General features: G+C 44.1%; 26 protein-coding genes. 1 reads left to right on the plus strand and 25 read right to left on the minus strand.

Annotated features, from left to right (window positions below; genetic code table 11):
* Positions 1-112: 112 nt before the first annotated feature.
* The 11 genes from dinG to MKY50_RS11470 all read right to left on the minus strand — a co-directional run bounded on the left by dinG (position 113) and on the right by MKY50_RS11470 (position 10,932).
* Positions 113-2,908: an ATP-dependent DNA helicase DinG gene (dinG, locus tag MKY50_RS11420; RefSeq protein WP_015251827.1), complete on the minus strand. Its 2,796-nt coding sequence runs from the start codon at positions 2,906-2,908 to the stop codon at positions 113-115.
* Positions 2,909-3,033: 125 nt separating this feature from the next.
* The gene (gene panD / locus MKY50_RS11425; protein WP_003225586.1) at positions 3,034-3,417 is read right to left on the minus strand and encodes an aspartate 1-decarboxylase; all 384 of its coding nucleotides are present in this window, start codon (positions 3,415-3,417) and stop codon (positions 3,034-3,036) included.
* Between the two features lies 1 nt (position 3,418).
* Positions 3,419-4,279 (minus strand): pantoate--beta-alanine ligase, encoded by an 861-nt coding sequence (gene panC / locus MKY50_RS11430; RefSeq protein ID WP_042976362.1) that lies wholly within the window; start codon positions 4,277-4,279, stop codon positions 3,419-3,421.
* Between the two features lies 1 nt (position 4,280).
* Positions 4,281-5,114: a 3-methyl-2-oxobutanoate hydroxymethyltransferase gene (panB, locus tag MKY50_RS11435; protein ID WP_042976364.1), complete on the minus strand. Its 834-nt coding sequence runs from the start codon at positions 5,112-5,114 to the stop codon at positions 4,281-4,283.
* 245 nt (positions 5,115-5,359) lie between these two features.
* Positions 5,360-6,337: a biotin--[acetyl-CoA-carboxylase] ligase gene (locus MKY50_RS11440; protein WP_341116694.1), complete on the minus strand. Its 978-nt coding sequence runs from the start codon at positions 6,335-6,337 to the stop codon at positions 5,360-5,362.
* Entirely contained in the window at positions 6,322-7,515 is a 1,194-nt protein-coding gene (locus MKY50_RS11445) for a CCA tRNA nucleotidyltransferase (protein WP_120028315.1), read from the minus strand. Before MKY50_RS11445 ends, MKY50_RS11440 begins: the two co-directional genes overlap by 16 nt.
* A gap of 4 nt (positions 7,516-7,519) precedes the next feature.
* Positions 7,520-8,653 (minus strand): N-acetyl-alpha-D-glucosaminyl L-malate synthase BshA, encoded by a 1,134-nt coding sequence (gene bshA, locus MKY50_RS11450; protein ID WP_015251824.1) that lies wholly within the window; start codon positions 8,651-8,653, stop codon positions 7,520-7,522.
* On the minus strand, positions 8,650-9,360 hold the full coding sequence (bshB1, locus tag MKY50_RS11455; RefSeq protein WP_015383958.1) for a bacillithiol biosynthesis deacetylase BshB1: 711 nt from the start codon (positions 9,358-9,360) through the stop codon (positions 8,650-8,652). The genes bshA and bshB1 overlap by 4 nt, the downstream gene beginning before the upstream one ends.
* Entirely contained in the window at positions 9,353-9,766 is a 414-nt protein-coding gene (gene mgsA / locus MKY50_RS11460) for a methylglyoxal synthase (RefSeq protein ID WP_014477171.1), read from the minus strand. The genes bshB1 and mgsA overlap by 8 nt, the downstream gene beginning before the upstream one ends.
* Positions 9,767-9,781: 15 nt before the next feature.
* Complete coding sequence (gene dapB / locus MKY50_RS11465; RefSeq protein WP_251233028.1) at positions 9,782-10,585, minus strand: 4-hydroxy-tetrahydrodipicolinate reductase; 804 nt, start codon at positions 10,583-10,585, stop codon at positions 9,782-9,784.
* Between the two features lie 11 nt (positions 10,586-10,596).
* Positions 10,597-10,932, minus strand: coding sequence for a nucleotide pyrophosphohydrolase (locus MKY50_RS11470; protein ID WP_004398044.1), 336 nt, complete (start codon positions 10,930-10,932; stop codon positions 10,597-10,599).
* 139 nt (positions 10,933-11,071) lie between these two features.
* On the opposite strand from MKY50_RS11470, the gene MKY50_RS11475 reads away from it, so the two are divergent.
* The gene (locus tag MKY50_RS11475) at positions 11,072-11,944 is read left to right on the plus strand and encodes a YitT family protein (RefSeq protein WP_003230635.1); all 873 of its coding nucleotides are present in this window, start codon (positions 11,072-11,074) and stop codon (positions 11,942-11,944) included.
* Positions 11,945-11,985: 41 nt separating this feature from the next.
* Here MKY50_RS11475 and ypjB read toward each other — a convergent pair whose 3' ends face one another.
* From ypjB to MKY50_RS11545, 14 genes are all read right to left on the minus strand, one after another.
* A complete protein-coding gene (gene ypjB / locus MKY50_RS11480) occupies positions 11,986-12,780 on the minus strand; it encodes a sporulation protein YpjB (RefSeq protein ID WP_015251822.1) in 795 nt (264 codons plus the stop codon).
* A gap of 68 nt (positions 12,781-12,848) precedes the next feature.
* Positions 12,849-13,442 carry a DUF1405 domain-containing protein gene (locus MKY50_RS11485; RefSeq protein ID WP_003230630.1) on the minus strand — a complete coding sequence of 198 codons (594 nt, stop codon included), beginning with the start codon at positions 13,440-13,442 and terminating at the stop codon, positions 12,849-12,851.
* A 110-nt stretch (positions 13,443-13,552) separates the two neighbouring features.
* Positions 13,553-14,320 carry a menaquinol-cytochrome c reductase cytochrome b/c subunit gene (locus tag MKY50_RS11490; RefSeq protein WP_003225562.1) on the minus strand — a complete coding sequence of 256 codons (768 nt, stop codon included), beginning with the start codon at positions 14,318-14,320 and terminating at the stop codon, positions 13,553-13,555.
* Positions 14,321-14,354: 34 nt separating this feature from the next.
* A complete protein-coding gene (gene qcrB / locus MKY50_RS11495) occupies positions 14,355-15,029 on the minus strand; it encodes a menaquinol-cytochrome c reductase cytochrome b subunit (protein ID WP_003225560.1) in 675 nt (224 codons plus the stop codon).
* A 1-nt stretch (position 15,030) separates the two neighbouring features.
* Positions 15,031-15,534 carry a ubiquinol-cytochrome c reductase iron-sulfur subunit gene (locus MKY50_RS11500; protein WP_003230627.1) on the minus strand — a complete coding sequence of 168 codons (504 nt, stop codon included), beginning with the start codon at positions 15,532-15,534 and terminating at the stop codon, positions 15,031-15,033.
* A 142-nt stretch (positions 15,535-15,676) separates the two neighbouring features.
* Positions 15,677-16,123 carry a YpiF family protein gene (locus tag MKY50_RS11505; protein WP_341116698.1) on the minus strand — a complete coding sequence of 149 codons (447 nt, stop codon included), beginning with the start codon at positions 16,121-16,123 and terminating at the stop codon, positions 15,677-15,679.
* A 54-nt stretch (positions 16,124-16,177) separates the two neighbouring features.
* Entirely contained in the window at positions 16,178-16,717 is a 540-nt protein-coding gene (locus tag MKY50_RS11510) for a ReoY family proteolytic degradation factor (protein ID WP_014477176.1), read from the minus strand.
* Between the two features lie 71 nt (positions 16,718-16,788).
* Positions 16,789-18,060 (minus strand): tetratricopeptide repeat protein, encoded by a 1,272-nt coding sequence (locus tag MKY50_RS11515; RefSeq protein WP_003230620.1) that lies wholly within the window; start codon positions 18,058-18,060, stop codon positions 16,789-16,791.
* 334 nt (positions 18,061-18,394) lie between these two features.
* Complete coding sequence (gene aroA, locus MKY50_RS11520) at positions 18,395-19,681, minus strand: 3-phosphoshikimate 1-carboxyvinyltransferase (RefSeq protein WP_341116699.1); 1,287 nt, start codon at positions 19,679-19,681, stop codon at positions 18,395-18,397.
* Positions 19,682-19,691: 10 nt separating this feature from the next.
* Complete coding sequence (locus MKY50_RS11525) at positions 19,692-20,807, minus strand: prephenate dehydrogenase (protein WP_014480118.1); 1,116 nt, start codon at positions 20,805-20,807, stop codon at positions 19,692-19,694.
* Between the two features lie 48 nt (positions 20,808-20,855).
* A complete protein-coding gene (hisC, locus tag MKY50_RS11530) occupies positions 20,856-21,938 on the minus strand; it encodes a histidinol-phosphate transaminase (RefSeq protein ID WP_015714167.1) in 1,083 nt (360 codons plus the stop codon).
* Between the two features lie 10 nt (positions 21,939-21,948).
* Entirely contained in the window at positions 21,949-22,752 is an 804-nt protein-coding gene (gene trpA / locus MKY50_RS11535) for a tryptophan synthase subunit alpha (RefSeq protein ID WP_015714168.1), read from the minus strand.
* Positions 22,745-23,947 carry a tryptophan synthase subunit beta gene (trpB, locus tag MKY50_RS11540; protein ID WP_120028319.1) on the minus strand — a complete coding sequence of 401 codons (1,203 nt, stop codon included), beginning with the start codon at positions 23,945-23,947 and terminating at the stop codon, positions 22,745-22,747. Before trpB ends, trpA begins: the two co-directional genes overlap by 8 nt.
* Positions 23,928-24,575: a phosphoribosylanthranilate isomerase gene (locus MKY50_RS11545; RefSeq protein WP_015714169.1), complete on the minus strand. Its 648-nt coding sequence runs from the start codon at positions 24,573-24,575 to the stop codon at positions 23,928-23,930. Before MKY50_RS11545 ends, trpB begins: the two co-directional genes overlap by 20 nt.

Genomic DNA, 24,575 nt, shown 5'->3' on the forward strand with positions numbered 1-24,575 from the left:
TTAGTCATACTCCATTTCAGGACACGCCATACTAGTATCACAGAGCGGGAAATCCGCTTTTAAATAAAACACCATCCTACTCCCACACCGCAAAAGCCGCTTTATGCGGCTTTTATTCTTTTTCCCCTGCAACATAAGCTTCAAGCTCGCTGTCAGTCATTTCGGATACTGAGGTTGTCGGCAAGGCATCAAGAAACAGCCGGCCGTAACCAGCGGTTTTAATCCGTCTGTCCAATATAATAATCGTTCCCTTGTCTCCCGCAGAACGCAGCAAGCGTCCGATTCCTTGCCTGAAGGTCAGCACAGCTTCCGGTAATGACACTGTTTGAAACGGATTCTTTCCTTTTTTGCGGGCAAGCTCACATTTTGCAGCATGAAGCGGGTGATCAGGGGACCGGAATGGGAGCCTCACGATCATTACTGTCGTCAGCTCATCACCAGGGAAATCAACGCCTTCCCAAAAATGATTTGTTCCGAGCAGGATCGCCTGATTGGATGTTTTAAAAGTCTTCATCAGCTTGCCGGGACTTCCGCCTGTAATCCCTTGTGCCAAGAGCTGAATGCCGGAAGCACTCATGTTATGCTTAAGCTCCTGGTGAACCTTTTTCAACATATCATGGGATGTAAACAGCACAAGAATTTTAGGCTGTTTTTCCTTTGCCATCAGTTCGATATAACGGGCTGTATCCTGTATAAATTCAGGTTGTCCTGTATCCTGAATTGATTTCATTTCCTTTGGAATCATCACCTGCATACGCTCATCGTAAGAAAAAGGTGATTCAATTCTCATTGTCCGCGGGAAAAAGTCACTCAGTCCCAGTCGTTCAATCATAAATTGAAAAGAACCTTCGACTGTAAGAGTTGCAGATGTCAGCACCACACTATTTTTGCGCGCGAAAAACTGATCAGCCAGAAGTTCACCAGGTTCAAGAGGCTGTGCGTAAATGGCCACTGCATTTTTCGCACCCTTTGCATCTATTTCAATCCAAACCGCTTCATCGTCATCAGACCCAAAGAAGAGCTTCTGCAACGTCTGACAGTAATGCTGCAAGCCTTTCATGCTTCTTTGGTATTCATCGGCTAAAAAGACGGTTTTGCTCTTCATCCCCTTCAAATGTTTTTCCATAAGGGATGACTGCGCCTCAAAAAGCTGCTGCAAATGTGTCAGCATGGAACAAAGCCTCTCCGCACCATCTGTTAAGATCGACCAGCTTTTATCCTGGCTTTCTTTGTTCACCTTAAACACTAGACGGTTTAAGTCTTCTTTAGGTTTTCTTCGTTTGACAAAAGAATGTACAGAGCTGAAGAAAGCATCACTTTCTGCTTGAACGTGCTGAAGCCACTCTTCCAATTCGAAAAATGAATCAACCGGCAGGCTGTTTCGCTGGAATAGCTGTCTCATCTTTTTTAGAAGTCCCTGCTCCTTCAGAGTGCCGATTCTGCTCAATTTCGTATGCAATTCTATGTACGTGGCTCTTTTCCCTAAATGTTCGCTTGCCGCACGTTCAAAATGGTGTGCTTCATCAATAATAAATGTGCCGCTTTCGGGAAGCCTTTTTTTCTGGCTGCCTTCATCGGTCAGCAAAAGAGAATGATTGGTGATCACCAAATCGGAACGCATAGCAATCTGTTTGGCCCGCTCGTAAAAACCGATCACATGCTCACTGCGACTTCTTTTATAGGAGTCATCGTCATAAGCCAATCTGTCCCACAGCAATTTTCCGCCTGAAGGCAAATTCAGTTCCGCTACATCTCCTGTATTTGTCTCTGTCAGCCAAACGAGAAGCTGTGCCTTTGTCAGTACGGCATCATAATTATCATCTTCTTCATGAAGCACCTGCTCAAATTTATACAGGCATAAATAATGCGATTGCCCTTTTAAAATCGCCGCTGTTACCGGAAATGGAAACAGATCTTGGACAATCGGCAAATCCTTTGTGAGAATCTGCTGCTGTAAAAGCGTCGAATACGTGCTGATTATGACCGGCTTTTTTGATTTCTTGGCAAAAAGCGCAGCCGGAATAAGATAGCCAATCGTTTTTCCGATGCCTGGAGGAGCTTCAATCAGCGCATGCTCACGATTGGCAAACGCATCAGCCACCTCTCTCATCATCATCATTTGGCCGTCTCTTTTTTCATACCCAGGCATTAACTCTGACAGCGCTTTTTCATTTCCCGCTTCCCAGCTTTCGATCTCAAATGAGAAGTTCTCGTCCTCATTTATACGAACATCGATAGCTTCAGGTTCTCTGACAGAAAACGAAGAAAAGCGCGTATAGCCCGGTATCTCGGTATGTCTGTTTTCATTAATGAACATATCCAACAAATGCGTCAGATCACTGATGAAATGCTGCGAAAGCCTTCTTAACTGCTTTAATGTCGGATAAGGAAGCTGCCGCAGCTTTTCAAGGATTTCCAAAAAAATAAGCCCTGTCACTTCAGCATCGCTGTCAGCCCGGTGCGGCTGATCATGCCGCAGCTGAAGCTCCTCGCTTAATTCCGTCAGTTTATACCCTTCAAATCCCGGAAAAACAATACGTGAGAGCTCGACAGTATCAAGCACTTCACAATCTGGGAGCTGAAAGCCAGCCTTATGTAGCTCATACTTGACAAATCCAAGGTCAAAATGGATATTGTGGGCGACAAAATAAGCGCCGTCAAGCAATTGGAATACTTCTTCAGCAACTGCTTCAAATGGCTGTTCATTCTCGACCATTTGATTAGAGATTCCAGTAAGCTGCTCAATAAAAGCAGGGATTGATTTATTTGGATTAATGTATTTTGAAAACCGCTCAGTAATTTGTCCATTTTCGATTACAACCGCTGCGATTTGTATGATTTTATCGCCTTTCTTCGGCGAATTCCCTGTTGTCTCTACATCTATAACAACGAACCGTTGCTTATTCATTAAAATGGACACCTCAATTCTTGCATACGACAAAAGTGTAACACGTTTTGTACGGAAATGGAGCGGCAAAACCGTTTTACTCTCAAAATCTTAAAAGAAAACCCCCGATAAAGGGGGCTTTTCTTCTACAAAATTGTACGGGCTGGTTCGTTCCCCAGCATTTGTTCAATTTTGTTTTGATCATTCAGAACAGCCACTTTCGGCTCATGGCTTGCCGCTTCTTGATCAGACATCATTTTGTAGGAAATAATAATGACCTTATCTCCTTCCTGCACAAGGCGTGCGGCTGCACCGTTTAAGCATATGACGCCGCTTCCCCGTTTACCAGGAATAATATACGTTTCAAGACGTGCTCCATTATTATTATTCACAATTTGTACTTTTTCATTAGGAAGCATTCCCACAGCATCAATGAGATCTTCATCAATTGTAATGCTTCCCACATAGTTCAGATTTGCTTCCGTAACAGTTGCCCTGTGAAGTTTGCCGCTCATCATTGTTCGATACATATTATATTCTCTCCATTTCTCGAATATCAATAATGATATTATCTATTAAACGCGCTTTTGAAAAAGCAACTGCAACAGCGAGAATCATCTTTCCAGCAATTTCATTCACAGGCTCGAGTTCCGGATAGGAATAAAGCTCTACATAGTCTATGGTTCCGCTAGTCGTTTCAATGATTTCTTTTGCAGCTTTTATCACCGCTTCAGGATCTCTTTCACCGGCTTGGATCAGCTCCGCACTTGTTTGAAGGGCTCGATACAGCTTAGGCGCTTCTTTTCTTTCCTCAGCTGTTAAGTATACATTGCGAGAGCTTTTGGCTAAGCCGTCTTCCTCTCTGACCGTATCGACAGGAACCAATTCAATATCCATGAAGAAGTCACTGATTAACCCATCAACAACAGCTACCTGCTGCGCATCTTTTAAACCGAAATAGGCACGAGTCGGCTTGACTAGATTGAAAAGCTTCGTCAGTACGATCGCGACCCCGTCAAAATGTCCTTCTCTTGAGCGCCCGCATAACACGTCTGTGCGTCTTTCTACATGAATCGTGACATTCTTTTCACCGGGATACATATCCTTAGCATCTGGCGTAAAAAGAATATCAACTCCGGCGTTTTCTGCAAGAGCTGCATCCCGCTCAATATCGCGCGGATATGCTTCAAAATCTTCATTAGGGCCGAATTGTGCAGGATTCACAAAAATACTCATAATAACGGCGTCGTTTTCTTGTCTTGCTTTGTCTGCTAAGGTTAAATGCCCCTCATGCAGAAACCCCATCGTCGGAACAAATCCGATTGACTTGCCCTCTGAATGGTATTGTTTTATGGCTTCTTTCAGCTGTGTAATATCAGTAATCTGTCTCATCTTATTTTCCCCCGTACAAGCCGTCAAGCACTGTCTGGTTCATTTGAAAGGAATGCTTTTGTTCAGGGAAAGCACGATGTCTTACATCCTGAACATATCCGCTGATTGCTGTTTCGATGGTTTCATCAATGCGCGTATATTGCTTTACAAATTTAGGTGTTCTCTCAACACCGTGGCCGATAATATCATGATAAACGAGAACTTGTCCGTCTGCTTTCACACCAGCCCCGATTCCAATGACCGGTATGCTTAGCGTCTCGGCAATTTTGGCTGTGAGTTCTGCCGGCACACATTCCAGCACAAGCATCATAGCTCCTGCTTCTTCGCATTTTATACTGTCTTCTATTAATTTTTTGGCGCTTTGTTCGTCTTTGCCCTGTACTTTATAGCCGCCCAGTACGCCGACTGACTGCGGTGTCAAACCTAAGTGACTGACTACTGGAATGCCTCCAAGCGTCAATGCGCGAATGGATTCAAACACGCCTTCTCCGCCCTCAAGCTTCAGTGCGTCAGCTCCGCTTTCCTGAACGATAGCCGTTGCATTTTTCAGCGTATCTTCCTTGGACAGGTGATAAGACATAAACGGCATATCTGTCACAATAAAGGTATTCGGCGCACCCCTTTTAACGGCTTTTGTATGATGAATCATGTCCGCAACTGTCACACCGACAGTTGAATCAAGGCCGAGGACGACCATTCCGAGTGAATCACCGACTAAAATCATGTCAACTCCCGCTTGTTCAGCAAGTTTAGCTGCCGGATAATCATAAGCGGTCAGCATGACAATCGGTTCTTCAGACTCCTTCATTTTTAGAAAATCCAGTTTTGTTTTCATGTTTTCTCCTCCTCATGTTTAGAGGAGATGATCTGCCGTTTTCTTCTGCAAGCCAAAAAACCTTCCGTTACAACGAGAAGGATTCTTCACTTTCTAAAGTTCGGCGAGTTTCATCCCTCTGTCCCAGTCCTTTTTTGGATCAAGGCAGACTGCTGCAATGTCTATCTATTTTAATAATAGGTGCAGTTCGCAGGCGATACTGCCCAATGGAAGTATACCAAAATCAACGGGCTTGTACCAACACATTAGCCCAATTCGATATCGGCAGAATAGATTTTTTTAATGCCTTCGTTCGTTTCTAAAAGCAGAACGCCTTCATCATCTATACCTAACGCCTTACCGTAAAAGGTTCCGTTTAACGTTCTGGCTCTCATATTAGTGCCCATACCGAGCGCATAGCTTTCCCATAAAAGCTTAATCGGCGTAAATCCGTGCGTCATATAATCCCGGTACCGTTTCTCAAAGCATAGTAAAATATGCTGGATGACGCCGGCCCGATCAATTTTTTCCCCAGCAGCTTGGCTGAGGCTTGTCGCGATGTCCTTCAATTCATCTGGAAAATCATTAGGCTGCTGGTTAACGTTAATGCCGATCCCAATGATCACTGAACGTACGCGGTCTTCTTCAGCCTGCATTTCCGTTAGGATACCGACTGTTTTTTTTCCGTTAATCAAAATATCATTTGGCCATTTAATATCCGTTTGGATGCCTGCTGCCTCTTCTATTCCCTGCACAACAGCTACTGCAGCAAGCAGAGTCAGCTGCGGTGTTTTTTGGAGCGGAATGTCAGGCCGCAAAATCAGGCTCATCCAAACACCGTTTCCTTCTTGAGAATGCCATACCCTAGACATTCGGCCCCTTCCGGCTGTTTGTTTGTCAGCCACCACGAGGGTGCCTTCCGGTGCGTTATTATTCGCGAGCTCATGAGCCGTTTTTTGCGTGCTTGAAAGAACGTCATGGTAAATAAGATGCTGGCCCATCACTTCCGTTTTTAATCCAAAACGAATTTCGCTTTCACTGAGTTTTCCGGGTTTTTTGATGAGCCGATATCCTTTTCTTCTAACGGCTTCTACTTCATAACCCTCTTTCCGAAGCTCTTCAATATGCTTCCACACAGCAGTTCTTGAACAGCCGAGAGCATCACTGATTTTTTGGCCGGAAATAAATTCATTGCCGGCCTGAGAAAATAATTCAATAAGGTCTTTTCTTAATGTTGACCGCATGTCTTCAGCCACTCCTCTATGTGTTTCTTTTGATTGGAGAGCTTCCCTGTCACAACAGCCTGCTCGATCCGCTGTAATTCTTCCGACACCCATTTTCCAGCCGGTCGGTTTCGAAGCGCAAGCAAGTCCTTACCCGTGATATCAAGATCCTTAAGGCTTTTGATCGGCAGGTTTTGATAAGTGTACTGAATGTCCTTCAGTTTCTTTTCATCCAATTTTTCGTTTTGCCGAAGCTGCGATATTTTGGCCGCTGAGAGCAGTGCTTTTTCCCCAGCTCTGTACATTGTCATTGCGTCAAGGCTCTGGCCAAACGTATCGGCAATGTGAATGGCTTCCTTGATCACTTTTCCCGGGAGCTTCCAGGCTTTCAGGAAAAGGGGCGCGTCTTTCAAAACTATGCCAAGGTTAATTAAAAGAGCAGCCCAAAGCTCCTCACGGGATGTTAAAGAGAAGAATGGAAACTCACTCGTTGAAATCAGGTTTTCTCGTTTATGATAAAAACCAGGAAGCTCTTCATACAATCTCGTTTGAATGAGTGTTTGAAGCGCCTGGCGAGAAGCTCTTCCCTGCAGCAATTTCTCGAACTCTATAGTTTTTCGTTCGACTGAAACATGGGAGAGGAGTGATTTTTCTTTCGCAATGGCTTCTTCTGTTTCCGGTGAAAGCGTAAAGCCAAGCTGGCTCATAAAGCGTACGGCTCTCAGCATACGAAGCGCATCCTCTTGAAATCTATCCTCAGGCTTTCCAACGGTTCGAATCACTTTCTGATCAATATCTTTCTTGCCGCCAAAATAATCAAGCACCTTCCCGTCCGCTGTCATGGCCATCGCATTGATCGTTAAATCTCTGCGTTTTAGATCCTCTTCTAATGATGAGATAAATTGCACTTCTGACGGTCTTCTGAAATCAACATAATCAGATTCAGTCCGGAATGTCGTGACTTCATAGGTTTCATCCTCCCAGAGCACAATAATGGTCCCGTGCTCTTTGCCTACATCAACAGTCCGCTGAAACAGCCGTTCTACTTGATCAGGTGCCGCATCTGTCGCGATATCGACATCTCCGATCGTTCGTTTCATATAGCTGTCACGAACTGCGCCTCCGACAAAATAAGCCTGATGGCCTGCTTCGATTAAGATGCGGAGCACGGGAAGTGCTTTGATAAAAACTTTTTCCATGTGATCACTCCGGTTCTGCTAAATCGGCATAAATCTGTTCATACTGGCTGACAATTTTTTTAGAAGAAAATTCATTTTCAAGCATCTCTATTGCCGCCTTTGTAAAACGATTGCTTAGCTGTTCATCTTCTAAAATGCTCATCGCGCGGGCTGTTGCGGCCGTAACATCACCGACATCCACCAAAAATCCGCTCACATTGTTTTTTATAACCTCAGGGATACCGCCAATGTTTGTTCCAATACAAGGCACTCCGCAAGCCATCGCTTCAAGCAGGACAAGGCCAAAGCTTTCTTTTTCAGATAGCAGCAGCTTCAAATCGCTAATAGAATAAAGCTCTTCAACACGGTCTTGATTTCCAAGCATTAAGACTTGGTCTTCCAAGCCATATTTTCTGATAAGCTCGCAGGCTGTCGATTTCTCCGGACCGTCTCCGACTAAAAGCAGCTTCGCTTTCGTTTTGCCAGCGATATTGCGGAACACACGGATGACATCCTGCACGCGTTTAACTTTTCTGAAGTTGGACACATGGATGACGACTTTTTCATCTGGTAAAATTCCATGTTTCTCTTTAATTGCCGCTGTGTTTTTCTTCAGATACACGCGCTCGTCTATAAAGTTATAAATCGTTTCAATTTTTTTCTCCGGTTTAATTAAATCGTATGTTTCAGCCGCAAGCGCTGAGGAGACGGCCGTCACCCTGTCTGATGACTCAATAGCAAAACGGATCAGATCTTTTAGAGACGGATCATAACCTAACACCGTGATATCCGTGCCATGCAAAGTGGTAACAATGCCGATATTGCGTTTCAGCATTTGTTTTGCAAGATAGGCGCAAACGGCATGCGGGAGAGCATAGTGAGCATGGATAATGTCTAAATTCTCCCGTTCCGCCACCTCAGCGATTTTGCTTGCCAATGTCAAATCATACGGAGGATACTTAAAAACAGCATATTGATTAACCTCAACTTCATGAAAATGAATATTGGGATGATATGTATTCAGTCTAAACGGAATGCTTGATGTGATGAAATGGATTTCATGTCCCTTTTCAGCAAGCTGCTTCCCCAGTTCTGTCGCAATGATACCTGAGCCTCCAACGCTCGGATAGCATGTGATTCCTATTTTTAGTTTTCTCATTGTTCGCCCCCAAGCACATCATGATCAAGCATCAGCATCCGTTTGGAAAAGAAACCTTCGGCATACTCCACGCCCGCTTCTTTACCGTAAAGCTTTTCTCTCGCTTCAACGATCTCGATATAACCATTCGTCAGAGGAGTAGAAACTGAATCCTTTGACGGGATAAACTGGCTTTTGTAGGCGTTGAGGCTTTGTTTCTTTGCCTCTATTGTATCCGAGATATCAATGACAAAATCCGGCTGATGAAAACCATTTATCATATAATAGTAAACCTTGCTGACTTTATGCGCCGGAAGGCTTTTTTCATCTTTATATTTATGGATTCCGGCGGAAAAGATCGCTTCTTCCACCAGTGCAGCCGCATTGCCGTGATCCGGATGGCGATCCTTTTTATACGGCATAAAAACCGCTTTTGGGCGGCAGGTTCTGATGACAGTGACAATCGACCGAATTGCCTGATCACTCATTATTAGGCCGCGGTCTGGAAGCGTTAGCTGAATTCTTTTATCTGCGCCTAATATGCGGGCTGCTTCAGCTGCTTCTTCTTTACGCAAACTGACCGTACCGTTAGAAGAGAGTTCCGCTTCTGTCAAATCGCATATCATTACTTTTTTTTCCTGTTTGACAAACTTCGCTATTGTGCCGCCCATTCCGATCTCGACATCATCACTGTGGGCGCCAAAAGCAAGAACGTCAGCATTATACATTCGGCTCTTCTCCCCGAAGAAGGTCACGGAATTCGAAAACACCTTCATCAAGTGTGCGCACAAGAATTTCCGCAGTACCCATATTTGTGGCGAGCGGAATGGAATACACATCACATAACCGGATTAATGCCGAGACATCCGGTTCATGCGGCTGCGCGGTCAGCGGGTCGCGCAAAAAAATGACAAGATCGAGTGCATTGGCAGCGATCAGTGCACCGATTTGCTGGTCTCCCCCTAAAGGGCCGGATTGAAAACGTTCAATTTGAAGACCTGTCGCCTCTTGAATTTTCAACCCTGTGGTTCCGGTTGCGTATAGATCATGATTCTTTAAAATATCCCGATAGGCAGTCGTAAATTGAACCATATCCTGTTTTTTCTTGTCATGCGCGATCAAAGCAATTTTCATTGTTTATCCCCCCGTCTAATCAATGATATTTTCTAAACCATACACAAGCTGATCAATCTTCATGACTTGTTCGACTGACAGTTTAACGCCTGACATGAAAGAAGCACGGTTATAAGAATCATGGCGTATCTGAAGCGTTTGGCCATCCATGCCGAACATGACCTCCTGATGCGCGACCAGTCCCGGAAGACGGACGCTGTGCAAGCGAATGCCGTTTTGCTCCGCTCCTCTTGCTCCTGGGAGAATTTCTTTTTCATCCGGATGTCCTTGCTGCTTTTCTTTACGGACTTCTGAAATCATTTCCGCTGTTTTAAGCGCAGTTCCGCTTGGTGCGTCAAGCTTCTGGTCATGATGAAGCTCAATAATCTCAACATCCTCAAAATAGTTGGCAGCCATTTTTGAAAATTTCATCATCAGTATCGCACCGAGCGCAAAATTTGGCGCGATGATGGCTCCGATCCCTTTTTCTTCTGTTAAAGACGTGAGCTCTTTTAAATCAGCTTCTGAGAAACCGGTTGTTCCGACAACTGGACGGACTCCGTGCTCTAATGCAATTTTTGTATGTACTTTTCCGATTTCGGGCATTGTTAAATCAATCAAGACATCCGGTTGTGTTTCTGTAAAGCAGGCATGGATATCTGTGTAAATGAAAGCATCTGACTCAACAGGCATCACATCAGATAATTTTTGCTGATCGTATGTATGGTCTATGGCCCCGACAAGGTCAAAATGAGGTGTTCGTTCTGCCAATTTAACAGCTTCCTGCCCCATTCTTCCACGCGGTCCCGCAATGACTACTTTAATTGTTTCGTTTGACATCTTGATCTCCTCTACTTTCCTTCTTCTTTTCTGGTCCAGCGATCTTTATCTCTTGTATTAAATTTATGCATGACTCGGTCGTGGGCTTCCTCTAAAGAGATATCAAGGGAGTTAGCTAAACAAACCAATACAAATAGCACATCGCCCATTTCCTCTTCCATGCTTTTATCATCTTCAGTCGCTTTTTTTGGTTTTTCTCCATAACGGTGATTCACTTCTCTGGCAAGCTCGCCCAGTTCTTCAGTCAGCCTCGCCATCATGGCCAGCGGGCTGAAATATCCTTCTTTAAATTGGCCGATGTAACGGTCTACTTCAGCCTGTATGTCTTTCATTGTTTTATCACTCACTGAACGAAACCTCCTATCATCCTCTTACATGTTAGCTAATTCAGATACGTTTGACAAATGTTTAAGCACGTTTGCTGTTTTCTTTTTCATCCACTATAATATAAACGCTATCTAATGGAAGGAAAAGGGGTTTTATGTGATGCTTGGAGAAATTAGATTAAAAAACATATTTTTTATTTTAATCGGAGCGGCAATTTTTTCATTTGGCTTGGTTCATTTCAATATGCAGAACAATCTGGCTGAGGGCGGTTTTACAGGTATTACACTTTTGCTTTATGCCCTTTTCCACATCAGCCCCTCTATCTCGAACCTGGTGTTGAACATTCCGATTTTTTTTATTGGCTGGCGTTTGCTCGGCAGGACAATGTTTGTTTATACCCTTGTCGGCACTGTAGCCTTGTCTTTGTTCCTCAGCATCTTTCAGCGATATGAAATCCATATGCCCCTTCAGCACGACTTAGCGCTCGCCGCTTTATTTGCCGGCGTATTCATCGGAGCCGGACTGGGTATTATTTTCAAGTTCGGCGGTACGACAGGCGGTGTTGATATCATCGCACGTTTAGTGAATAAGTATTTTGGGATTCCGATGGGCAGAACGATGTTTGCTTTCGATGCCTGCGTCATCATTTTGTCTTTGCTTACTTATCTCTCCTATAAAGAAGCGATGTATACGCTGGTAGCTGTATTTGTAGCGGCAAGATTAATCGATTTTATTCAGGAAGGCGGATACGCTGCTAAAGGCGCTACGATCATCTCTTCGAAAAACGACCTGATTCAGAAAAAGATTCTTGAAGAAATGGAACGGGGCGTCACCATTTTGAAAGGACAAGGTTCCTACACAAAAGAGGATATAGATGTACTTTATTGTGTGGTGCCGAAAAATGAATTGGTGATGCTGAAAAGCGTGATTAACTCCATTGATCCCCATGCCTTTGTAGCGGTAAGCGATGTTCACGATGTGCTCGGAGAAGGATTTACGCTTGATGAAAATAAAAATCCGCTTCCGCGCTGACATGTAATAGAAAAAAGGCGGCTGACCGCCGCCCCTCATCCTTATTTAGGGTAGTCCCTTTTTTTCAGCTTGTTTTTTTCCGCCTTGTACTTTCTGTAACCGACATAGGTAAGAGCAGTAATGATGATACTGCCGGTTGTAATCATCACCCAGAGTAAAGACGGATCGGCATCATCCTCCTCCACCCTGTCAAACACATTTTTCAGGTCATGCTGAAGAAGGGAAAGCCGTTCAAGCTTCGTGCTCTCTGTCATTTGCTGAAATTCCTCTTGCTCAATAACATCTATATGTTTTCCGACTGTTTCAAGCTGATCCTCTGATACATCGATTGTAAGACTGGGGTAAATCAAGTCATATAAACTGATAAATTCATTCCATTTTTCATGAAAGCTTGTGCTTCCATTCTTCTGGACATCTCGCTTCAGCTCAGTAAAAGCTTCCATAATCGGTTTTTCCAGTGAGCCCCAAAGCGGGTCAGACCGATTGTCAACCGCATCCATCAGCATTCTGAACTGCGCGGCTGCTCTGAGTTTTTGTGTGTCTGATGTATCAGCTTGCTTTAAACTCCGAACCATATCATTATAGCCCAATGTGATTTGACGAATTTGGGCTCCCGTTAGCATGGGGTCTTGCTGTTTTTTCTCAGCGGATTTTAATGTTTTTTCAAAATACTCCAAGACTTGAAGCGCCTCTTCATATTTCGCCTGTCGGGTCATTTGAAAGACTGTATCGGATAAATCATTCAATTCCTCGAGGCTTCCCCGCTCTGCAGCCTTGGCATTTCCATTATAAAAAATAAGTGCAATCAACAAACAGATCGTCAGCTTTCGTTTCATGCAGGTCCCTCCCACTCTCTCTCCTTACAGAATATGAAGAAAGGGACAAGGATAGACCAACATTGTCTTTACATCAGCTCAAGCTTCGTTTGCTTTTTTGAGACCACAAGAAAGTAAGCAAGCGCGATTGAAAAGATACTTAGCCAAAATGTTCCGTATCCTATTTCAGTCATATAATCAGAAAGCATAGAGTATTGCGGCATCATATCAAACAAGTAGTCAATGACATCGTTATGCAGTGTCCAGACTGCAGCAATTGCAAGATGCCAAAATGAAAAACGAAAATACGGACTGTATAATACGCCTTGAACTGCCATTGCAAAATGCGAAGCAATTAGCATGTAGCCCTCCCACGGCAAGTCACCAGTTACTGCAAGCACAAGAAAATTCATAGCCACCGCCCATAGGCCATACTTTACGAGGGTAACTAGCGCAAGCGCCTCAAAGAACGGAGCATTCCGTTTCATGAGAAAGGCAAGCAGCACAAACAGAAAGAAAAACGTTGCTGTCGGACTGTCCGGAACAAAAATCAGGAAACGTGCCGGTGTCTCCAAAAGCTGCGGCAAGTACCAATAGTAGCCGTAAACCGTTCCCAGAAAATTAATGGCTAAGACAAGAATAAGCATCGGCCGCTGCCCTAATACATATTGAAACCATTTCACATCGAATCAACTCTCAGTCTGTAAAAATAATATGTCCAAATAAAAAAGCTGACGCCGGGTCAGCTTTTGATAATAAAAGTATATCCTTCCATTTGACAATTCACAATACGTTATTTTGCGGTTGTTTCAGAAATAAATTTTGCAAGTTCTTCGAGCTGCTTATCATTTCCTTTGAACACACCCGCCGGCATTTTGCCTTTCCCTTCTACAGCGATTTTTTTGATTTCATCCGGTTTCAGCCCGCTGTCAACCAATGAAGGCCCGGCCGCTCCTCCTTGAAGGTTATCCCCATGGCAAGAAATACAGCCCTGTTCCTTAAAAACCTTATATCCTTCTGCATTGGTGTCAATGTCGGCTTCTTTTGTAATTTTCCCCTGTTCTTCTGCCTTGGCCCAGTCATGAGTAGCAACTGACTGCCACGTCAAAAATACAGCAGCGGAAATGGCCAGAAGCATCATACCGACAGCGACCGGACGCTTCCACGGCCTTCTTTCTGTCCCTCTGTCTAGGAATGGAGCCAAAAGCAGGGCCCCAAAAGCGAGACCTGGCATAATCATGGCGCCGACCACTGTAAAGCTTCCAGCGGCGTATTCATACTTCAACAGCTGGTATAAGAAAAGAAAATACCAATCCGGCAGCGGAATATAACCAGTATCAGTCGGGTCCGCCATCCGCTCCAAAGGCGGCTGATGCACAATCGTCAAAACGAGAAAACCGATAAGAAAGACAGCTCCAACCATCCATTCCTTTAACAAGAAATTTGGCCAGAAAGCCTCTGTTTTACCGGGATACTCCGAATAATCCTTCGGTATATTCGGCTTTTTTTCAGCCGGTATCCTTGAGTCGCCTACAAATTTCATCCCTTTGCCCCGGTGCATGTCATCCCCTCCCTTTTATTCGCAGATCAAGAGTTTAAAGCGGTCCTGAAATCCCCTGCTTCCGGATCATAATAAAATGTGCAGCCATCAGCCCGAACAATGCGGCAGGAAGAAAAAATACATGGATCGCAAAAAACCTAGTCAGCGTTTGGGCGCCTACAATATCCGGATGCCCTGCAAGGAGCGTTTTAACTTGCGTTCCGATCAAAGGCGTGGCTTCGGCGATCTGCAGCCCGACTTTTGTTGCAAACAGAGCCTTCATATCCCAAGGAAGCAAGTAGCCTGTAAAGCCAAGACCGAGCATAACAAAAAAGATCAGCACACCGACAATCCAGTTCAGCTCGCGCGGTTTTTTATACGCGCCTTGGAAAAAGACCCTCAGCGTATGTAAAAACATCATCACAATGACCAGGCTCGCACCCCAGTGGTGCATCCCCCTGACAATCTGGCCGAATGCCACTTCATTTTGCAAATAATATACCGATTCCCAGGCATTTTTGATATCAGGCACATAATACATCGTTAAAAACATTCCAGATAATACTTGGATAACGGTTACAAAAAACGTCAGTCCCCCAAAGCAATACACAAACGCAGAGAAATGATGGGCGGGATTCACATGTTCCGGTACTTCGTGATCGGCAATATCCCTCCACATCGGTGTAATATCAAGCCGCTCGTCTACCCAGTCATAAATTTTGTTCAGCATGTCACCCTTCCCCCTTAGGCTTTGCTTTTCCAAGATACAGGAAGCCGTCTTTTACTTCTTGCTCATAATGATCAAGAGGCGCAAGCGGCGGCGTGCCAGGGACATTGGTGCCGTCCTTTTCATAGAGTCCATAATGGCATGGACAAAAGAATTTATTCGGGTTTTTAGGATCACTATTCCAGTTCACCGTACACCCTAAATGCTTACAAATTGGCGAAAGTGCTACAATTTCATCCCCGTTTTTGAAGACCCAGGCTGATCTTGACTCTTCTGACTCATACCAGGCATCGACTTGATTAATTTTAAAATCAAAGCGCTGCGGCTCTTTTGTCAACTCATCAACGCTGACAACCTGAACCATATCCTGCTTCCCTGTCGATTTTAATACCGGGTCGAGTGCGAAGCGAACCATAGGCATGAGCATACTAGCCGCCATAAAACCTCCTACGCCTGTGAGCGTATAATTCAAAAATTGACGTCTGGATATATCATGTTTTCCGCCCATCTCTTCTCCCCCCTCTAGGTCACCCCTGCAAACTGACTAAAATAGAAAATATTGCAATAACTCTAGACACCCTCATAATATATGAATCTCTCAGCAAGGTCAATATAGCCAAAATATTGTTTATAAGGAAATGTAAGTGTTTTTATGAAGTGCTCCATAACTGTAACAAAACGTTCAAAATTTCAGCAGTGCGTTCATCCAATATTTTTCTTTTTAAAGAGTCATTTAAATGCTCTAATGGAACAGACGGTGTAACAATCATTTTGCCTAACGCATCCTCAGCTCTCCAACTTTCGTCAGATGTGAGCAGGACAACATGCGGAAATTCCGTTATCAGCTCTTCCCGCAAATCCTTAAGCCCTTGAACGGTTATTTCATTTCTATCAACATATGTATAAGGAGGAAGTAAATATACCCGTCCCTTTAACTGTCTTTCAAGTTCTTCTGAGAGAAGCTGCGTAAACTCGCCTTTCTCCGCCGTCATTTTAAAATGGTTATTAACTCTTATGTTAATTAATGGTATGACAGCGGTATCAATGTAATCCTTAGCTTGTAAATAGTCCTTGGCATCAGTGATTCTCCACCTCATCGTTCTCCCCCTTTACGGCAACAAGCCTTGCAATTCACTGCAAGGCTGGTCATATTATGTGAGCTGATTTAATTGGCGCGATAATTGTTCAAATGCCTCTTTATCATGACGATCTAACGCCTCGTCAATGTCTTTTAATAATTTTTCTCTTTGGAATGTGGAAATAGCGTGCTCTAAAATCTGTTCCGCCAATCCCTGATCTTTTTTATTCTCAAAAAGATCTTTCGGAATATGCGGGTTGGACTCCAGCACCGCCGCATATTCAGGTGAGCTGTAAGCCGAACGAAAATTAAGCTGGATAAACAAATCCTGCTGTTTATTTAATCTAATATCATGAAAAGATTTTTCCGCGTCGGTAGTCATGACATTCTCTTTATAGAACCGGAACGGAACTTCTTCAACACAATGTGTTGACATTATAATGCCTCTCGGGCAAAATTCAGCCTGCTCCACAAAATGAACCTTCTCCATGAGAGAATCATGGCTCATTAAGTAGTTCAAGATCCAAACGCACTCTCGGCGCTTTAACTGATAATGGTTTAAAAACCAACGGATAAAATCTTTTTTCTCATTGACAGAAACAGGGGTCTGCATGTAATTCCCTCCTCTATCGTTCGTATAATCTATATACTTATATGTTCCACATGAATGGTTAATATTCCTGCTTATCTAGAAAATTCATCCTCGATTCGCAAAATCGTTTCTTCCAGCTCTTCATTGGCTCCGTCCATTTCAAGAACCTTTTTCAAAAGCGGCAGCGCTTCTTTTTGAAGGCCTTCTTCTAATAGGAAGCTTGCGTATTCATATAAGAAATCTCTATCCTCCCGGTAATGAAGATAGGCAGCCTCAAAGGATTGTTTTGCTTCCTCGTATTGCTCTAATTCAGTATATGCGCTTGCAAGATACCAATTGTATTTCGGATCTTCTTCACCGTAGCTTCGAACCTCTTGAATAAGATCAATGATCTGATCATAATCCTCTTCTTTGTGATACACGGCAAGAAGTGTATGAAGCGCCTCGACAAAGCCCGGATCAAGCGCAAGCGCCTCCTGAAGCAGCTTTTTTCCCTCTTCTGACTTCCCGATTTTTAAGGCCATTTTGGCGGCATAAAGGAAAAGTTCTTTGTTATATTCATCATATCTGATACCCTCTTTTGCCGTTTTTAATGCCTCTTCATACATTCCTTCAGCTTCATAGCTTTTCGAGAGCGGCATATAAAGTGAAGTATAAGATGGATCAAGCTCCTTTAAATCAGACAGCTGCTTAATAGCTGTTTTCACAAGCCCCGCCTGTAAGGCTGTAAAACCATAGCCGAAAATCGTATTAGGATCAGGATTCTCATCGACAGCTTTCTCATACCATGGAATGGCATCCTCAAATTCACCTGAGGCACTTAACGATTCTGCCAGTCTTTGATGGACATTAACGCCCCCGATCTCACTCTGCTCCTCAGCCGTTGTTTTAAAATATTGAACCGCTTTTGCATAGGCTCCCTGAGCAAAGTAAAGTTCTCCCAGTGCAAAATCAATAACAGGTTCATTGTCCAGAATGGACTTTGCCTGGAAAAGCTTTTGTTCACTGACTTCGAATAACCCCTGCATCTGATAAAGATCCGCCATAAGCAGCAAACTTTCCGGATATGATGGATCTGTTTCCGGAATAGTCTCCAGCACAGCGAGGGCTTTTTCTTCTTCGTCAATATCTATTAAAAGTTCAGCGTAGAAATTCGTCAGTTCTGTTTCATTTGGATATAAATCATGTAGATCACTAATCAGTGAAATGGCTTTTTCTACATCGCCCCACTCGTAATAAAGCTGGGCTGCAATGGCTTTATCTTCATCATGCAGCTGTTTTTCAGCCTTCGAGAGCGTGTTGAGGCCTTTTTCTGTTTCACCTGCTTCAACTAATTTTATGGCTTCTTGAATCAATGTATTCAAATCGGACCGGTCCTTTCTTTTCCTATACAACATCAACCATACAAAAAAGCTTTATTTGTTCGGGTTAATCTTATCATAATTCAGACGAATGCCCCCGGCAAATAAGATGCTTCTGTACGGAAGGGAATTATTGAGTCTTATTAGTTTACCAAAAGATCTTGAGATAGAAAATGAAAAAAGGAAGATCGCCCTCTGTACAGTAAAGCAGCTCTTTAACCTGCCGGCTTGTAAGTAAAGCACATCCCCCCTTTTCGTTTTTCTATCCGTTCTATAAGACAAGCTATGTTTTTTCGCCTCGAATTATGATCTGCATAAAAAATCCTGAAGTAAAACTTCAGGATTTTTTCGAAAGCTTATTTAAATGCTCGAAGAAGGTTGGATAAGAAACGTGAATGGCGTCCGTGTGCTCGATTTCAATCGGCTCCTCCGTTATACAGGAAGCAATACCAAGCATCATTCCGATTCGATGATCTCCGTGGCTGGACACTGCAGCGCCGCCTTTCAACGTTTGTTTGCCATAAACCTTCATTCCATCTGCTGTCGGTTCAATTTCAGCACCCAGCTTGCGAAGCTCAGAAACAACAGTATCAATGCGGTTTGTTTCTTTCACTTTTAGCTCTGCCGCGTCCTTGATAACGGTGGTTCCTTCCGCCTGAGTCGCAAGAAGCGCGATGATAGGGATCTCATCAATTAAACGCGGAATAATATCTCCTCCGATTTCAACTGATTTTAGAGATGACGTTTCTATAATCAAATCTCCATAAGGCTCTGCACCACTATCAGCAGATGGTTTGATTTCAAGTTTTGCCCCCATGTTTTGAAGGACGTCAATAATACCTGTCCGAGTCGGATTTAAACCTACGTTTTTCAATACAATTCTGCTGTTTGGAACCATCGCGCCAGCAGCAAGGAAAAACGCGGCTGAAGAAATGTCTCCAGGAACAAAAATATCAGCAGCTGTCAGTTTCTGGCCACCAGCAATGGAAACACTCGTTTGATCTTCAGAAAGCTTAACGCCAAAAGCAGAAAGCATCCGCTCAGTGTGGTCCCGAGATTTATGGGGCTCTGTGACAGTTGTTGTGCCCTCAGCCTGTAATCCGGCCAGCAAAACAGCAGATTTAATTTGCGCGCTTGCAACAGGTGATACATATTCAATGCCTTTTAATGAAGCGCCGCTCACCGACAGCGGTGTAAATTCTCCGCCGGCTCTGCCGTCGATTTTAGCCCCCATTTTTTTCAAAGGCTCAGTCACACGCTTCATTGGGCGCTTCGCAATGCTCTCATCTCCGGCTACCGCGCTGTAAAAAGGTCGGCCCGCCAATATTCCGAGCATCAGGCGAATGGTTGTACCTGAATTTCCGACATCTAAAAGGCTTTCTGGCTCTTTCAGGGCATCGATTCCTTTTCCGTGAATCACGACATCGCTGCCGCTTTGCTCAATGTGAACACCCATTTTTCTAAAGCAATCGATCGTGCTCAGACAATCTGCTCCCGGCAGAAAGTTTTTAACTGTTGTTGTGCCTGCCGCTAGCGCGCCAAACATAACAGAGCGGTGAGAAATGGATTTATCACCGGGAATATGTATTTCTCCATGTAAGGTCTGCACCTTTTCTCGTTTCATTTTTTCCACCTCAATCAGCATAAAAAGTTTCATATTCCGCCCGGGCTTCAATGCATTGTTCTGCCCTTTTGCGGTCGTCATCAGACTGAAAACTGATCCTTAAAATTCCGTTAATATCTTCTCGTGTTTCAATAATGCGGATATTCGTGATACTGATGCGTTCCGCAGCTAAAATCGCTGTTATCTCGGATATCACACCCGGATGATCGGGTACATCCACATATAAATCATAAAATGCAGGTATCGCTCCCTTCTGCCGAAGCGGCAGCCCGTCGCGATAATCCTTGGCGGTTTTAAAATAACGAAATAGATTTTCCGCATCTTCTTGTTCTACATATGTACGGATCTTGTCAATTTCACGAATCCACTCATCAAAACGGTCTAAGATTTTATCTTTATTATGTAATAAAATATCCCGCCACATTGCCGGGCTGCTTGATGCAATCCTTGTAATATCTCTGAACCCGCCGGCAGCAAAACGTTTAACAAGCGGATACAGGTTTTCCGAATGATGGGTTTGGTGAACAAGACTAGCTGCTACAATATGCGGAAAATGACTGATTACACTTGTAACACCATCATGCTCCTCTGGCGACATTTCCACAAAATGGGCATTCGTCCCCTTCAGCAGGTTTTTTAACTGTTCCACAGCTTGTTTGTCCGTTTTCTGGCCTGGCGTTAAAATATAAAATGCATTTTCAAACAGGAACTCCTTCGCAGCGGCCACTCCTGATTTATGTGAACCCGCCATCGGATGCCCTCCGACAAATTGATAGCGGCTAGGCAGCACTTGATCAGCGTAATCAACCACTTTTTGCTTTGTGCTTCCTACATCCGTAATCAAAAGCTCATGTTCAATTCCTGAATGAGCCAGCTCTTCAAGCATAACCAGTGTTTGTTCAACAGGTGTCGCAATGATTACTGTAGCTGCCTCTTTCGCACCGCTAATAAACGAATCAGCACGATCGTCTATCACACCTAATTTTAATGCCGCTACCGCCTGTTCATCAGAGATGTCGATTCCGATAATCCGTTTGCCGGGATGATTTTTTTTGATGGCTAGGGCAATCGAACCGCCTATCAATCCGAGACCGGCGAGCAATATTGTATCTTTCATTTGATTCATACGTCATCACCTGGTTTATAGACTAAAGAGGTGATATTTGATCACCTCTTATAAAATTTCAGCTAAAATGGCAAGTATTTCTTCATTTTGCTCTTTTGTTCCGATCGTAATCCGGAGTGATGTCGGGAAACCTAATGCGTTTCCTGACCGGACGATATAGCCTTTTTCCAGCAGAGCCTGAAACAGTTCATCAGCAGGACGTTTAAAGTCAATTAACACAAAATTTGTCTGTGAAGGGTAGCACTTTAAACCATGAGTTTTCGCAAAATCATAATACTGCTGAAGGCCTGCATTATTTTGCTCGACACAGGAAGCAATAAACGCTTGATCATCAAGTGCTGCAATCGCCGCAGCCTGGCCCAGACGGCTCGTATTAAACGGCTCTCTCGCCGGCTCAATCTGGCGAATCAGGCTCTCGTCAGCAATTCCGTATCCGACTCTGAGCGCTGCCAGACCGTATGCCTTTGAAAATGTGCGCAAAATCATCAAATTGGAATACTTGCTTAAGAGCGGCACGGTTTCCGGGTAATCCTCTGCTGTTACATATTCATAATATGCTTCGTCAAGAACAACAAGGACACGTGAAGGAACGCGCTCCAGAAATGCGAGTAATTCTCCTTCAGATGTATAAGTGCCAGTCGGATTATTCGGGCTGCATATCCAAACGACTTGTGTCTGTTCGTCGATGGCTTCTAACATGGCGTCTAAATCATGTGAGCCGTCGGGACGAAGTGCAATTTCACGTACTTCAGCACCTTCAATGACCGCATTATGTTTATATTGCGGAAAAGTGGGGGCAGCAGTAACCGTGTTTGTTTTATCGTTTAAAAATGCCCGGCAGATGATCTGTATGATTTCATCAGAACCGTTGCCGAAAATAAGTGATGTTTCGCTGACATTGAGGTGCTTACTGAGCCTTGTCCGCAAAGCGGCGCTATACCCGTCCGGGTAAAGGGCAAGCTGTTGAATCTCATGATGAAGCGCCTCTTTTGCAGCCTCTGAACAGCCGTAAGGATTCTCGTTTGAAGCAAGCTTCACCACTTTATCCAAGCCATATTCTGATTTCACTGCTTCAATCGGCTTTCCAGGCTGATAAGGCTTCAGCTGTTTTAAATGTTCTTTGATACGCAAATCAGTCACCTCATTTTAAACTGTACAAGCCGCTAAACGCCATTGCATAATCCTCAAACTCCTGCAGCGCCTGATTTCTCGTTTCAGCGCTGATGAGCCGGTCCTTTAATTCTTCTATTTTTCTGACGAGCGCACTTCCCACTACGACACCGTCACTAATTTCATTCATCTTTATGACCTGTTCACGGTTTGATATACCGAACCCTACAGCAACCGGAACAGCGCTGAGATTCTTCACAGTACGAATGAACGGGTACACGGATGAATTGAACTCATTGCGGACACCGGTCACACCCAGAGAAGATACACAGTAGACGAACCCCTCGGCTTGTTCAATAATGGTTTTCAAACGGCTTTCGCTTGTCGGCGCAACCAAAGAAATATACGTCACCTCATGGCTTTTACATTCCTCTTGAAGGCTGTTGCTTTCTTCTAATGGCAGATCCGGAACAAGCAGACCGTCAATATGATTTTCCCGCAGTAAAGCGAAAAAGTATTCTTTGTTCAATTGTAACACAGGATTATAATACGTAAAGAGGATAATCGGAATATTCACTCCGTTTTTTTTCATTTCTCCGCCTAATTCGATTGCCTTTACGATATTCATTCCTTGATCAAGTGCCCGCTTTGAAGCCCTCTGGATCACCGGACCGTCTGCAAGCGGGTCAGAGTATGCAACACCAAGCTCCAATGCAGTGGCGCCTGCTTTTTGGAGTGACTTCGCCAGTTCAATCGAAACCTCAGGAACTGGATCGCCCGCCGTAATAAACGGGATAAACAATTTTTCTGTTGGTTGAAGATCCAATTTAAACATGGGCTTTCACCTCTTCTTCCAATACATTCATTAATGTGTTGACATCCTTGTCTCCCCGTCCTGATAAACAGACGAGAATGAGTTGACCGCGATCCATTCCTTTGGCGAGTTTGAATGCTTTCGCTAACGCATGGGCAGATTCGATTGCCGGCAAAATCCCCTCTTTTTCTGACAAAAGCTTTAATGCATCCACCGCTTCTTCATCAGTGATACTGTCATAAGTGACACGGCCGCTCTTATGCAAGTATGCATGCTCCGGACCGATTCCAGGATAGTCGAGACCGGCTGAAATAGAGTAGGGCTCAATAATTTGCCCGAACTCATCCTGAATGAGATAAGTCAATGAACCGTGAATAACCCCTACGGTTCCTTTCGAAATAGTGGCGGCATGAAGAGGCGTATCAATTCCTTTTCCTGCTGCTTCAGCGCCGATCAGTTCAACATCTTCATTTAAAAATGCCTGAAACATACCCATCGCATTGCTTCCTCCGCCTACACATGCCACTACTTTATCAGGCAGAGTGCCTTCAATATGTTTCAACTGATCCTTCGCTTCCTCTCCGATCATTTTTTGAAATTCACGGACCACTTGCGGATAAGGATGCGGGCCGACAACTGATCCAATCATATAAAAGTGATCCTCACAATGCTGAACCCAGTACCGGATCGCCTCATTTGTGGCATCCTTCAATGTTCCGTTTCCGCTTGTTACAGGCACTACCTCCGCTCCAAGAAGCTTCATGCGGAAAACGTTCAGAGACTGGCGGGCAACATCCTCTTCACCCATAAACACAGTACAGGAAAAGCCGAATTTGGCTGCAACTGTTGCAGCGGCAACGCCATGCTGGCCGGCACCGGTTTCAGCAATGATTTTCGTTTTGCCCATTTTTTTAGCAAGCAGCGCTTGACCTAGCGCATTATTGATTTTATGAGAACCTGTATGGTTTAAATCTTCTCGTTTCAAATAGATTTTCGCGCCGCCTAAGTATTCAGTGACTCGATCAGCGTATGTTAATGCAGTCGGCCGTCCGGAATAGTCCTTTAACAGCTTATAATACTCTTCACGAAAAGCGGGATCATCCTTGATTTGTTTAAATGCTGTTTCTATTTCATCTAACGGCTGCATGAGTGTTTCCGGAACAAACTTTCCGCCAAAATCACCGTATCTGCCTATTTCATTCGGATATGGATACATATCGGTTCATCCTTTCTTCTAAAAGACTCATCAGATTCTGATCTTTTTGTCCGTTTTTTTCAATTCCGCTGGCAAGGTCAATTCCTTCTGGCTGCCATTTCAATAGGCTGGTGATGCTATCCGGATTCACGCCGCCAGCGATAAAGCAGCGTTTACCAATAGCCGCCTGCTGATATTCCGGCACACATTCCCAAGAAAATGCAACACCAGTTCCGCCTCTAGACCCTTTTACAGATGAATCAATCACAAAGCCGTCAACATTATCTTTAAAGCGGGCTATTTCTTGAGTTGTGTTACCTTGATGGTGAAGCGCCTTCCATATTTCACAGCCTGTCAGCTTGCGAAGAGCAGCAGCATCCGCCGGTTTTTCATCACCGTGAAGCTGAATGACGTCGAGCTTCAAGCTCTTGGCAATACGTGACATCGTCTCTATTGATTCATTAACAAAAACACCTGCAACCTGTTTTTCGACACGAGCTTGGTTCAGCCATTTTTTCACATCTTGCGGAGATACTTTTCGTTTGCTTTCAGCAAAAATAAATCCTAGGTAATCAGCCTGTGATTCCGCCGCAAGCTGCAAATCCTTTAGTGACCGAATACCGCAATATTTTAATGCCGGTTTCTTCAC

The organism is Bacillus sp. FSL R7-0685, from assembly GCF_038002425.1.
Classification (GTDB): domain Bacteria; phylum Bacillota; class Bacilli; order Bacillales; family Bacillaceae; genus Bacillus; species Bacillus subtilis.